Annotated in this window: 12 protein-coding genes and 1 pseudogene; 9 read left to right on the forward strand and 4 right to left on the reverse strand. The window is 53.0% G+C overall.

The features are described 5' to 3' along the window. Window positions 1-404: 404 nt before the first annotated feature. Window positions 405-1439 carry a hypothetical protein gene (locus tag DYE26_RS01310; RefSeq protein WP_036621547.1) on the forward strand — a complete coding sequence of 345 codons (1035 nt, stop codon included), beginning with the start codon at window positions 405-407 and terminating at the stop codon, window positions 1437-1439. 118 nt (window positions 1440-1557) lie between these two features. On the opposite strand, the gene rpsD is transcribed toward DYE26_RS01310, so the two are convergent. After that, complete coding sequence (gene rpsD / locus DYE26_RS01315) at window positions 1558-2157, reverse strand: 30S ribosomal protein S4 (protein ID WP_036621550.1); 600 nt, start codon at window positions 2155-2157, stop codon at window positions 1558-1560. Between the two features lie 434 nt (window positions 2158-2591). Here rpsD and DYE26_RS01320 point away from each other — a divergent pair, with 434 nt between their 5' ends. The 5 genes from DYE26_RS01320 (at window position 2592) to DYE26_RS01340 (ending at window position 7649) form a co-directional block, all read left to right on the forward strand. After that, window positions 2592-4565: a sensor domain-containing diguanylate cyclase gene (locus DYE26_RS01320; RefSeq protein WP_036621551.1), complete on the forward strand. Its 1974-nt coding sequence runs from the start codon at window positions 2592-2594 to the stop codon at window positions 4563-4565. A 222-nt stretch (window positions 4566-4787) separates the two neighbouring features. Continuing rightward, entirely contained in the window at window positions 4788-5624 is an 837-nt protein-coding gene (locus DYE26_RS01325) for a hypothetical protein (protein ID WP_036621554.1), read from the forward strand. Between the two features lie 138 nt (window positions 5625-5762). Continuing rightward, on the forward strand, window positions 5763-6878 hold the full coding sequence (locus DYE26_RS01330) for an aminopeptidase (protein WP_036621556.1): 1116 nt from the start codon (window positions 5763-5765) through the stop codon (window positions 6876-6878). 82 nt (window positions 6879-6960) lie between these two features. Beyond that, window positions 6961-7206, forward strand: coding sequence for an HPr family phosphocarrier protein (locus DYE26_RS01335; protein ID WP_036621558.1), 246 nt, complete (start codon window positions 6961-6963; stop codon window positions 7204-7206). Window positions 7207-7361: 155 nt separating this feature from the next. Next, on the forward strand, window positions 7362-7649 hold the full coding sequence (locus DYE26_RS01340; RefSeq protein WP_036621560.1) for an Fpa/YlaN family protein: 288 nt from the start codon (window positions 7362-7364) through the stop codon (window positions 7647-7649). 119 nt (window positions 7650-7768) lie between these two features. On the opposite strand, the pseudogene cax reads toward DYE26_RS01340, so the two are convergent. Further along, window positions 7769-8840: pseudogene (gene cax, locus DYE26_RS01345) on the reverse strand (calcium/proton exchanger). 167 nt (window positions 8841-9007) lie between these two features. Between cax and DYE26_RS01350 the strand changes: the two are divergent. Beyond that, window positions 9008-9370 carry an Asp23/Gls24 family envelope stress response protein gene (locus DYE26_RS01350; RefSeq protein ID WP_036621562.1) on the forward strand — a complete coding sequence of 121 codons (363 nt, stop codon included), beginning with the start codon at window positions 9008-9010 and terminating at the stop codon, window positions 9368-9370. Window positions 9371-9515: 145 nt separating this feature from the next. Here the strand turns inward: DYE26_RS01350 and ftsW are convergent, their stop codons facing one another. Further along, entirely contained in the window at window positions 9516-10760 is a 1245-nt protein-coding gene (ftsW, locus tag DYE26_RS01355; protein WP_036621565.1) for a putative lipid II flippase FtsW, read from the reverse strand. 12 nt (window positions 10761-10772) lie between these two features. After that, on the reverse strand, window positions 10773-11114 hold the full coding sequence (locus DYE26_RS01360) for a YugN family protein (RefSeq protein WP_036621569.1): 342 nt from the start codon (window positions 11112-11114) through the stop codon (window positions 10773-10775). Between the two features lie 231 nt (window positions 11115-11345). Here DYE26_RS01360 and DYE26_RS01365 point away from each other — a divergent pair, with 231 nt between their 5' ends. Beyond that, window positions 11346-12515 (forward strand): amidohydrolase, encoded by a 1170-nt coding sequence (locus DYE26_RS01365; RefSeq protein WP_036621573.1) that lies wholly within the window; start codon window positions 11346-11348, stop codon window positions 12513-12515. 46 nt (window positions 12516-12561) lie between these two features. After that, window positions 12562-12981, forward strand: coding sequence for a CBS domain-containing protein (locus DYE26_RS01370; RefSeq protein ID WP_036621576.1), 420 nt, complete (start codon window positions 12562-12564; stop codon window positions 12979-12981). Window positions 12982-13091 lie beyond the last annotated feature (110 nt).

Consider the following 13091-nt stretch of genomic DNA (forward strand, 5'->3'; position numbering starts at 1 on the left):
TTGGGCCGGCTTAACCTAGAAATGGTGCTTGGCAACCGGCTACGTGAACGAGTGCCCGTCGGCTTTGAGAATAGCGGCACTTTATGTCCTTATTATCCGGAGCCTGGCATGTTCATCACCATTAGCGGCATTTTAGGTACTTATTTTCCTATGAACAGTCTGGTATGAAAGATTTTCCTTGCGACAGGGGAAAATAGCGACATAAATCGCCTCTATTTCTCTCAAATGAACGGAAATCGCCGGAATAACGCGCGTTTTTGTCCTTATGTTTTTCGTCTCAGTCCAAGTGCCAGCGTGTCGAAGGCTGAACGTACAGGACGAAGCTGTTCCGGATATCCGTTTACGCAATGTGCCGTTCAAATCGGGAACGGGCACTAAAGAAGTTAAGAGAAAGGGAAGATAAAATGAAATCCAGTTTTTACAAGGTTGTAAGCACGGCCGCCCTGGCGGCGATCATTGCCGGCACGGGAGCCATCGGCGCGACCGGGACGGTACAGGCGGCATCGGCGGCGGAAGCCGGACAAACCGAGCAAACGGGCAAAGTCAATATAAAAAATGTGGACAAGAAGCTGGTCGACGCCGCACAGGCCAAGCTCAAAGAGTGCGCCAAGGGATCGGTTTCCTTCAGCAAGGCGGAGACGACCGAATATAACGGCGAGGTAGTCAGTCTCTCCTGGCAAAAAAACGGCCAATTGTCCGGTTCGGTGTATGTGAAGCCTGACGGTAAAGTGGTTAGAGTCTATCTTGATCTAAAATACGCACAACTTAACGATACGCTGAAATCTAAGCTGAGCAGCGCCTGGAAGCAGTTATACCAAAAAGCGCCCTCCGGATTTACGAGTCTGGACGTTAATTATTTGGAAGATGGTTCTACCGATATCATGGCTTTTTGCAATAATGAGCGGATTACCCTTGTGGACGGAAAAGTGGAAAGCGGCGGCGGATCATTGAAATTGGTGCCGGCGGCAATCCAAAAAGCGGCGGCCCAGGCGCTTTCCCGCGTCGGAGCGAAGGCGAAGGGCAGTCCGAGAATATACTACAGTCTCAAGCCGAACAAGAAGAAGGTGTATGAATTAGAGTATTCCACCAATAAAGGCAATATTGAGCTGGAGATTGAAGAGACGACCAACCGGCTGCTCGGCATCGACCTGGGATATTTGTCCTTGATTAAGGAGCTTGGCAATGTAAGCAAAGAAAACCCGGGCGAAGAAACAAAGGCTATCCAAGATAAAGTGAAATCTTACACTCTGGACGATTTAAAGAAGTCGGCCGTAAAGCAAGCCAAGGAGATCATGAATCTGAATTTGGCGGGGTATGGTGCGGAGTTAAAGGACGTCAACACGTATCCGTATGTCGTCTTTAGCAAAAAGGGTTCGCCTGCGGTAAAAGGGTATTTTAACAGCAAAGGCGAGTTCCATTCTTTTGTCATTGAACATTAATAAATAGAAACGGAGTATGGGGATTCTGCCCGCGTTAGCCCGCAAACAGGCCGTCCTTACATACGGCCAAAGGGCCCGAGTCGATATCGACTTGGGCCCTTTGCGTGTAAGCAAAATCTTAACGGTTGTAGAACTCGACGATTTGCTTCTCGTCGATGTCTTGCGACAGCTCCGAACGTTCAGGCAAACGGATCAGTTTGCCTTCCATGGCGGTGTCGTTGTACTCCAGGTAAGCCGGAAGATGCGTGCGGTTTTCCAAAGCTTCCTTGATGGAAGAAAGGCCGCGGCTTCTTTCACGCAGGCTGATGACGTCGCCAACGCTTACGCGGAAAGACGCGATGTCCACTTTCTTGCCGTTGACGGTTACGTGGCCGTGGGATACCAACTGGCGCGCTCCCGCGCGGGAGTTGGCGAAGCCCAGACGGTAAACGAGGTTGTCCAAACGGCTTTCAAGCAGGAACATGAAGTTTTCGCCGGCGATACCAGGAAGTTTCTGCGCTTTCTCGAACAGGGTGCGGAATTGCTTCTCGCCCAAACCGTACATATGGCGCAATTTTTGTTTCTCGAGCAGCTGTGCGCCGTAGTTGCTTACTTTTCTGCGTTGGTTGGGACCATGTTGTCCCGGAGGGAATGGGCGTTTCAAATCTTTGCCTGTACCGCTCAAGGAAATGCCAAGGCGGCGGCTGAGTTTAAATTTAGGACCAGTGTAACGTGCCATTGTATAGGTAGACTCCTTTGTGTTTGAAATTTCGCGTAGGGTTCTACTTATGCGGGTTTTGTTTGTTGAGCGTAGGATAGATGATAATTACGCTCACTGACAAGAAAGTTCAGCCGCTGTCCTGTCAGCAACAAAAACCGAGAGGGTGCTCGCATGCGTTACGCCCTAATCAAGACTCTATCCAGTCTTTATCAACAATATATATTATATGAAACGGATGCCTAAAGTCAAGATGGGAAAATTGTTTTAAAAGGAGTTTTTTTGTCGATAGGGCTTTTGTCCTAAAAATTTGATGCAAAACGATGGGGAAGATAGTAAAATACAGGTAGCTGTCAGTAAACTGCAACAAGGCGTTGGCCATGCGGTATAAATGAGAGTTCAGAAAGCCAGGTTTTGGACGGCTTTTTGAACAACCTCTATAAAGGAGTTTTCCTATGGCAGACCAATCCCGAGGACACCCTACGTTGAACATGAACATTTCTTCAATGCTGCCGCGCCCGGAACAGGAAGAAGACTGTGCAGATTGGCTGCAGCAGCTGGATATTACCTCCTACGATTACCCCTATATTGAACCGGTTATTTTACAAGCTTACAAAGACTTATGCCAAAATACTACCGAGATCGCCGAACTGGGCGGAGCCTGCTTTTTTGTCGCGCGCCACGACGGAGGCCTGGTAATCTCAGGGACGGGGGAGGACGAGCCTGCCGAGGAAAGGATGGATGCCTCTTATGTTGCCGGGACCGTATCCCGCAGCATTGAGCTTGCCGGTCCAATGGTCCTTCCGCACGGGAAATTCGTTTACGCGGCCGCCCCTGTCTTTACGCGGAAGGAAGGGGGGGTGTTCGCCGTGTTCGGCTGCCGGCTGCCGAATGCCCCCGAATATGCGGGAGCGGCGGCCATGCTGTTTATCCGTGCGGTTGCCCAGCATTTCCGGACATGTTTTTACAAAGCTTTTGAAGCTTTGTTCATCGCGGACATACTGCTCGTTCAGCAGCGGGCCAAACGCGAGGAGCACCGCCGGTCGAAGCTGTTTCAGGCAGTGCAGAAGCTTTACGACAAAATCGATGTCGATTCCGTCCTGTCGGAAGTGTTTGAACGAGTTTCCGGCATGTATCCGGAGGCCAAGCTTGAACTTTTGATGTCCCAGGACGATTTAAGCCGCGATCCGCGGGTAAAGCTGCTGCAGCTGCAGGGACCCGGGGAGCGGTTTTGCGTCAAGGCGTTTATGGAAGGCCGGATGCTCACCCGGGAACTGCGTGGCCCCGCGGGAGAACCGCTGCTTGAAATCGCCGCCCCGCTCGGCGGAAAGCAGGGGATCTACGGCGTGTTTTGCTTGCTGATTCGGCGCGGTTTAGTCGATGAGTTCGATCTGCAGCTTATCGGCATGCTGGCAGATACCGCAGGGGTTGCCTTTGAAAATGCCAAGCTGTACCAGCAGTCCAATTTGCTGATCAACGAGCTGCGGCTGATCAATGAACTCACCAAACGGCTGAATCAAAGCTTGCGGCTGAAAGAGGTTTTTCAATTTGCCGGCGATGAGCTGCTCTCCATTTTCCAGGCGGAGTATTGCTGTATTTCCCAGCTTCATAAAGAAACCGGGACATTTGAAGTAATGTCCACGAATGTGCCCGGCCTTTCGAAACAGACGTTTCCGGAAGATTACGGGTTTTGCGGTTTGGTGTGCTCCACGCAGGAGCCGATCATTTTGTCGGATTATCAAGCGTACGGCAAAGTATCCTCCCGCATGATGGAAGAGACGAAGGCGCGCTCGCTGATTGCCGCTCCTCTGATCGTCCGGGGGGAAGTAGACGGGGCGATTATGCTGGCTCACCGGGAAGAGCGGTATTTTTCCTACGACAATTACAAACTGCTGCAGGTTCTTTCCTCGCATATCGGTTTGGCCATCGCCAACGCCCTGCTGCATGCCGAGGTGCGCAGAATGGCCAACAGGGACATGCTGACCGGACTTTACGCGCGCCACTATGTGGATGAAGCCATCCAGCAATTTCAGAAAAAAGACAGCAACGGTTCGTTGATCATCGTCGACATCGATCAGTTTAAACAGGTCAACGACACCTACGGGCATCAGACCGGGGATAAAATCCTTCAGCAGGTATGCACAATTGTCAAAAGCTCGATCCGCAAAACGGATATCGCCGCCCGTTGGGGAGGCGAGGAACTGGCCATATATCTGCCGGGGGCCGACGCCGAAAATGCCTATCGGATCGCGGAGACGATTCGCCTCCGCACTGCGATGGATACCGATCCCGCCGTTACGGTGTCGTGCGGCATTGCCGAATGGACGCAGGGAGACGGTAAGGTCAGCGTAGAGACGCTTTTTTATGAGGCGGACATGGCGCTCTACAAAGCCAAAAACAACGGGAGAAACCAGACGCAAACCGGGTAAGGAAGCTACTTAAGTTGAACTATCGAAAATACGGATCAGGGCGGCCGTGTGAAATATTCCAGATGAAGAGGTGTTCCGGGAAAGGCGGCAAGTCCGCAAACGGAACGCCTTTTTCCTTGGCGCATAGATTTCCCGCGCCGGAGGCAGGATATTGCTGAATGCAAATTTTGAATCCGCCGTTAGGCAGCGGCGAATTTCAAAAATGAGAGGCGCGGGAAGCATATGCTGAAAATAGTTGCCGGTTATCGGAAACTGATTTGGATATTTTTGCTTGCAGCCGTTTTGCCCGCTTGCGGCGAGCCGAAAACCGGCGACCAATGGTTTGGCTTTACCTGGTCGGGGCTGGCGGGCTGCGACACCCTGACCTTTCGCGGGCTTGCTTCGCTGCAGCGGGGAGAACACAGCACGCCGGAAGAGAGCATCAGCTATACGGGGCGGCTTAACAACCATCGCGAACTGAGCATGAGCGCGGATTCATTGGCCCGGGGCGGCAAGAATCGCTTTCGCGCGGCCGGATTGACCGCCGCCTCAGGGTACGAAGCGAAGCTCCGCCTGGAAAACGGCACCTGGCTGCTGCAGGCGAACGAAAGCAGCGCTCTCCTGCATGGAATGAGCCGCTTGAACCCGCTCGATCAACTGGAGGACATCCACCATGCCGTCAGGAAAAAAATTACGCTGGAAAGCGGAGCGGCGCGCGGGACCAAGGTGCTGAGGATCGAAATGGACCCCGGTGAAGCCGGAATCCGGTTAAAAGATGAGCTATTGGCGGAGATGAGCCTGCTTGGGGCGGATCTGGACAGCAAGCTTGCGGCCGTTTCCCCGGGCCGGAGAAGTCATGTGCGGACCCGGCTTACGTCAATCTTGTCGGCGGGCCGCGAGCAATTGCTCGGGATGCTTGAGGATATGGAGGCGAACGTGGTTTACCATCTGACGATCAACCGCAAAACCGGGCTGCCCTCCCGTTTGACCTCGGAGACCAAGCTGAAATATTTGACGCCGCAGGGACTGCCTCAGCAGGAAGTGCTGCGCACGGACAACAGGTTTGATCATTATAAGTAGACTTAGAGGCGGGCTGACTTCCTGTGACGGCCGTGCTACAATAGTAGAAGAATTAACCATTGGTTAACACGCGGGTTCCTTGAGCATGCATTCTTGGCGAAGGGAAGTCCCGCTCCATTTTTGAGGAGGGAAAGCCATATGCGAGATCCTAGAATACAAAAACTGGCGGAAAACCTGGTTGGTTACTCCGTAGATGTCCAGCCCGGAGAAAATGTGCTGGTTGAAATGATCGGCGAAGAGCGCGATTTGTTAAAAGCGGTTATTGAGGAAGTGGGAAAAAGGGGCGGAAACGCGTTCGTGGAAATAACCGACCGCACCGTTCAGCGTACGCAGTTGAAATACGCCACCGCGGAAAGCATGAAGACGTGGGCGGAATACGACTTGAAGCGGATGGAAATGATGGACTGCTATATCGGAATTCGGGCGGGCTCCAACGTCAACGATTTGTCCGACGTGCCTGAAGACAAAATGAAGCTGTACAATTCGCTGTATTCCCATCCCGTACATAGCGAACAGCGGGTCAAGAAGACGAAGTGGGTAGTGCTCCGCTATCCGAACGCCAGCATGGCTCAATTGGCCAACACGAGCACAGAGGCGTTTGAAGATTTTTATTTCAACGTTTGCAATCTCGATTACGCCAAGATGGACCGGGCTCAGGACGCGCTGGCCGATCTGATGAAGCGCACGGATAAGGTGCGCATTGCCGGCCCGGGAACGGACCTGACCTTTTCGATCAAAAACATCGGCGCCGAGAAATGCTCCGGCCAGAAAAACATTCCGGACGGCGAAGTATACACCGCCCCTGTGCGCGATTCCGTGAACGGAACGATCAGCTACAACGCGGCGACGCTGTACAACGGCGTTACGTTCGAAAACATCAAGTTCCGTTTTGAAAACGGCAAAATCGTCGAAGCGACCGGCAACGATACGAAACGCTTAAACGAAATTCTCGATTCCGACGAAGGGGCAAGATACATCGGGGAATTTGCGATCGGCTTCAATCCGTACATCCTGCATCCGATGAAGGATATATTGTTTGACGAGAAAATCGCCGGCAGCCTGCACTTTACGCCGGGCCAGGCTTACGATGAAACGGATAACGGCAACCGCTCCTCGATCCATTGGGATCTGGTGCTGATTCAGCGTCCGGACTACGGCGGCGGGGAAATTTATTTCGATGATGTGCTGATCCGCAAAGACGGTATTTTCGTGCTTCCGGAGCTTGCGGCGCTAAATCCGGAAAACTTGAAATAACGAGGAAAATCCTTGCTTGGAAAGCGGATTCAATGTATGATTGAAGTATGTTATTTTCAATGTTAATCACGGAGGGATCCCTATGGCCACGAACAATGAAGCGGTAGTTGAAATTGCCCAAGCGGCGGGCAAGTTTACTTCTTCCATCGTGCTCCAAGCTGACAACAAGTACATCGACGTAAAAAGTATCCTCGGCCTTTTCACTACACTGGTGAATACAATGAGCTATGAGCTCCACGTTCACGGACCGGACGCCGATGAAGCGAAAAAAGCGATGAGCGAAGTTTTCGCCAAGCACGGCTTGAATGTAAAATTGGTAGAAGATTAATCGAAATGGGAAAGACACTCCTGCTGTTTGGCAGGGGTGTCTTTTTACAATGATAGAGTTTGTTTCCCGCAGGTTCTTGTATTGGCCCTCGATTTCGTCTAATATTAGGAATAGAGTAGCTGTGAAAGGAACATTGGACATAGGGGGGAAGAAGCATGACTTCATCTGAGTTACAGGAGCAACTGAACCTGAAAGCACTTAATCTTCTGCAGGAAGATGCAGATAAAATAGAGAAGCTGATTGAAGTACAGATGGAGAACTTGGCCACACGTTACTGCCCTCTCTATGAGGAAGTGCTGGATACCCAGATGTATGGATTCTCAAGGCAGGTGGATTACGCGATTCGCGTCGGACTGATTGAGGAAATGGTCGGCAAGCAAATTATAAGCAGATTGGAACGGAATCTTGCCTCGCTTTATGAAGCCATGAACAAGAAAAAGTGACCTGCAGGCCAGGCATGCATATAGCTCATCAGACAAAATACAAGCGTATGATCCGGAAATTTTCGGCCATACGCTTGTTTTTTCTGCGTCAAATAAGTTATGCAGGGGGGCCAAGCGTTCTACACGAGGTAAAAGGAAACGCCGAGAATCGCGTATACGGCGAGCAGGAGCAAGCCTTCATACCAGTTGGTTTGACCGTCCTGCGTAATCGATTTGGCGATAAATACGGATACGCCGATCGCCGCCAGTTCAATGACCGTAAACACGATATCCATGGGCCGGCCGAACAGATGGCTGACGAAGACCAGCACCGGCGCGACGAACAGGGCGATCTGCAAGCTGCTGCCGACGGCAATCTCCACGGCCGCTCCGATTTTGTTTTTCAAAGCGAGCATGATGGCGGCGCTGTGTTCGGCAGCATTGCCCACGATCGCCACCACGAAGGCCCCGACGAAAAGTTCGCTCAGCCCGAACTTGGCCGAGAAGGTGTCCAGCGTGTGCACCAGCCATTCGCTGACGAAAGCGCATAACGGTGGCTAGAATCAAATACAGGATGGATCTTCCCCTGGACCAGGCCGGATCATGCTCCGTGCTCGCCCGGCAGCTCATCGCCATCTTCGGTAATATCCGCCAAATAGCTTTTGTGGGTGATCATGGAGAAAACAAGCCATAGCAAGTAGGCGGCGATGAGGATGCCGGCGACGACCAGGCTTAACGTAGTACGGTCCTCCTCATGCAGTACATGGGTTTGCAGAAATACCGCCGGAACGAACAGCGCGATGATCGCCACGATCATCAGCGAACCGCTCATATTGGCCAAGGCCAGATTGTATTTTTGCACCTTATGCTTCAGACCGCCCGCAAGCAGGCTCGCCCCCAACACGAGCAGCAGGTTGCCGATGATCGAGCCGGTAATGCTGGCCTTCACCATATCGAACAAGCCTTCTTTGACGAGCAGAATAGCGATGATGAGTTCGGCCGCGTTGCCGAAGGTGGCGTTTAGAAAACCGCCGAGGCGCTGTCCGGCGTAATGGGCCACGCTTTCCGTCGCTTTTCCCAGGAAGCCGGCCACGAAAATAACGGCGATCGCGGAAATGATGAACTCCAGCGTCGCCGGCCAATGGCAAAATGCCCGATGGCGCTCAGTACAAAGAAAAGGATGAGCAAGAATGGGGTCGCAAACTTTCTCATAATCCACCTCAATTTGTAATAAATTGTCGGGTTCCGAATTAACAATTCTAACTAAATATAACCAATAACGCGAAAATTATAAATCAAAAATAATTAGCGAGTCTACATTTGCTTTAAAGCGACTTACCATTTACAATGAAATTAATGAGGTTGAAGGAGGTATGACCATGACCGAACAACTGCAGTTGGAAAATGGGCTGATTCGGATTGCGGATGACGTCGTTGCGAAAATTGCCGGAATGGCGGCCCTGGAGACACCGGGAATTGCAGCGATGTCCGGCGGGCTGTCTGAAGGCTGGGCGAAACGGTTAAGCGGCAAAAATGTGCAAAAAGGCGTCACGGTGGAAGTCGGTCAATTGGAGGCGGCTATTGATCTAAGGATTATCGTCCTGTACGAGACGCCGATTCACGAGGTATGCCGGATGCTTCAGCAAAATGTTCGTGAAGCGGTAGAGAGTATGACGGGGCTTAAAATTGTGGAAGTCAATGTGAAAGTCGAAGGCGTAGCGTTTAAAGATGACGAGATGTAATCGATTTTTTCGACCTTCTGCAGTAATATAAGGGTTCGGACTTGGGTCTCGAATTAACCGCAACATAAGCTGGCATAGAAAAAGGGGTTGCCCCAAAGCAGTTTCGCTGCTTGGGCAACCCCTTTTTGATGCGGGAAATCGCTATTTAAATTTGCCGCCGGCTCCGAAAGTCGTATACGGCCGATTCCCTGACGACAACCGATTTGGTCCGCTCCTGTTTTGCCGGCAGCGTCGATTCGCGCGAGATGCTCAGCAAGATGCCCATGGACATCATCATGGCCAGCAGGGAAGAGCCCCCGTAGCTGATGAACGGCAGCGTTACCCCGGTCATGGGGATGGTGTTCGTAACCCCGCCGATATTGATGAAAGCCTGAATGGCGATAAGCCCCATGATGCCGACGCCGGTCAACGTACCGAACGTACTCTGGCAGCGCAGTGAAATAAGCAGGCCTCGCCAGATGAAATAAATGTAAAACAGCAGGAAAAGCAGCGTGCCGATAAAACCGAACTCTTCGCCAATCACGGAAAAAATAAAATCGTTGTACGCGTTGGGCAAATAGTGCAGCTTTTGAATGCCTTGTCCGAAGCCGGTTCCCGTAGGCCCCCCGTGCCCGATGGCCGTAAGCGATTGAAGCAGATTATAGCCGTTTCCCAGGGGATCCTTCATCGGATCCAGATAGGCCTGAATCCGGCCCACCTTATAGTTAACTTGGTCTGTCGCGGATTCGCTGGGGTGAATTTTGTCCCACAGCGCTCCGGCGGCCAGCACGATGCTGGCTCCAAGCACGAGCAGTCCGATCGAACCGAGGATGTGCTTCAGGTTTGCGCCCCCGGCGAAAATAATCAGCCCGGAGGTGGCGACGAGGATCATGCAGGAGCCGAAGTCGGGCTGCAGCATGATCAGACCGGCGACAAAGCCGACGATGACCATAACCGGGATGTACCCGGTCCTTAGATCCCGGAAGCGTTCGCCTTTTTTCGAGATCAGGGCGGCCAAGTATAAAATCGTCGTGATTTTGGCCAGCTCCGTCGGTTGAATCCCCAGCGTGCCGATGGCGAACCAACTCGTCGCACCGTTTCTTTTGTCGCCGATTATGGGAACGAGCACAAGCATCATAATAGCCAAAATAAACACGGGCACGAACAGTTTTTTGTATTTGTCATAACGGATGTTCATCGTAACGAACATGAAAACCAGGCCGAGACAGGCAAAAATGATCTGCCGTTTCGTAAAATACATAGGATCGTTTCCGAATTTTGCGTCGATCAGCGTAATGCTGGAGCTGGAGCTGAACACCATGACGATCCCGAACCCCACCAGCAGCAGGGTGAGGATGAGCAATTGGAAATCCGGGGCCCCGCGTCTGGGTTTATCCGTTTCGCCTCTCATAGGCTTGCCGCCTTAAGCCTCAAGAAGTTCCTTCAATTCGGTCAATTTATGGGTTGCGGTTTTCATCACCGTCGCGGGAATTTCCGATTCGTATTCCAGCCCGTGCGGGAAAGTGGCCCGCCCCATGTAGACCGCTTCAACAGCCAGGACCGTGTCCGGACGCTCCAATTTGCCCTCTACCGCGCGCGTGTTGATGCGCAGGTAATATTCGTCGTTGTTGTGTTCGATTTTATAGTCGTATGTAGCCCGGTAATATTCCCATTGCCAGCGCACAAATCCGACCTTTTCAGCGGATTCGTCCAAATAAGCCAAATCGCTTTTTAATCCGTTCAAACCGCTATTTTCCACGATCATGCAAGAAATGCCCCCTTAATTATGACTTTTCAACAAATTCGATTGATTCTCTACCCCATGATATTATGTTTCCACCGCTTGTGCAAGCGCGGGAAAACGCTGCCTTAAGGACGGTTTCGTTATCCTGGAGTGATTCCGCTTTCCTTTTTCTGCTACAATAGAGCTAGATTCCATTCGGGCCGGCTTTGCAGGCTAAAGAAACGGTACCTGGGTGAAGAGGAGTGAAAGACCATGGAAGAGGACGTTGTACGCGCGTTGTTTCCGGCCATGGTGGAACGGCGCAGGCATTTGCACCGTCATCCCGAGCTGTCTTATCAGGAGAAGGAGACCTCGGGATTCGCGGCGGAGAAGCTGAGGGAGCTTGGGGTCGAAACGATCGTGAACGTGGGCGGTTTTGGCGTGGTCGGCAAAATCCGCGGCGGGCTGCCGGGCAAGACCATTGCCCTGCGGGCCGATATGGACGCCCTGCCGATTCAGGACGAAAAAAGCTGCGATTATGCCTCCGAGGTGCCCGGCGTCATGCACGCCTGCGGCCACGACGGGCATACGGCGGCGCTGCTTGCGGTCGCGGAATATTTCAGCCGGATTCGCCCGCAGCTGCGCGGGGAAATCCGCCTGCTGTTCCAGCCGGCGGAGGAGACCTGCCCCGGCGGAGCCAAGGCGATGATCGAGGCCGGGGCGCTGGACGGCGTGGACGTCATTTACGGCGTGCACCTGTGGACGCCGATTCCTGCGGGAACGGCGGCAAGCGCTGCAGGGCCGCTGATGGCTTCGACCGATGAGTTTTTCATCGAGATGCAGGGGCTAGGCGGACATGGCGGAATGCCGCATAAAACGGTCGACAGCGTCGTTGCGGCCTCGGCGCTGGTGCTGCAGCTGCAAAGCGTCGTCAGCCGCTCCGTAAACCCGCTCGACCCGGCCGTCGTGACGATCGGATCGATCCAGGGCGGGACGGCGCAAAACGTTATTGCCGACCGCTGCAAACTGGCGGGAACGGTCCGCTGCTTCAGCGAGGAGTCGCGGGAACTGATCCGCGAGCGGATCCACGCTCTTGCCGAGGGGACGGCCCAAGCCTACGGGGCGAAAGCCAACGTCACCTATATGATGGGTTATCCCAGCCTCGTCAACGACGAGAAAGAATCCCGGCGTTTTTTCGCAGAGGCGCCAGGGGTGTTTGGACTTCGCGCGGAGACGTCGCCCCCCATTATGCCCGCCGAGGATTTTGCCTATTACCTGCAGAAGGTTCCGGGCTGTTTTATGTTTGTCGGTGCGGGGAACCCTGAGAAGGAGGCCGTTTACCCGCATCATCATCCGAAGTTCGATATTGACGAAGACGCCATGCTCCACGCGGCCGGTCTGCTGATCGCGATGGCGGAATCGTATCAGCAGGAGCATGCATAATTGTTTTCCCGCTTTGGAATTCTATATCCGAAGGAGGGATTTTATAGTGAGAAAAGTAGCCGATATCATGACGGACGAAGTCGTTACCGTAACCGTCCGGGATAACATCTATGAGGTTGCCGTTAAAATGAAAGAGAACGATACCGGTTTTATTCCCGTCGTCGAAGGCGACAAGCTGCTCGGCGTCATCACCGACCGCGATTTGGTCATTCGCTGCATGGCCGAGAAACGCCCGAATTCCACGGCCGTCGATGAGATCATGACCCGCGGGATCAAAACGGCATCGCGCGAAATGTCCGTGGACGAAGCCGCGGAGCTCATGGCCGAACAGCAGATCCGGCGCCTGCCGGTCACCGAGGGCGACCGGCTCATCGGCATCGTATCGATCGGCGATTTGGCCGTGCGCAATATTTTTGCGGACAATGCCGGAGAAGCGCTGTCGGAAATATCGGAGCGGGTGCATTAACCGGCCGGACCTTAAGCGGCGGCCGGACACATCCGGGAGAAGTTCGCGGGCCTTAAGCAAGCGGACTTCTCTTTTTTTGCCCGTACCTAAGCGTACGGCACGAAAGGAGG

The organism is Paenibacillus macerans, from assembly GCF_900454495.1.
In the GTDB taxonomy this organism is placed as follows: Bacteria; Bacillota; Bacilli; order Paenibacillales; family Paenibacillaceae; genus Fontibacillus; species Fontibacillus macerans.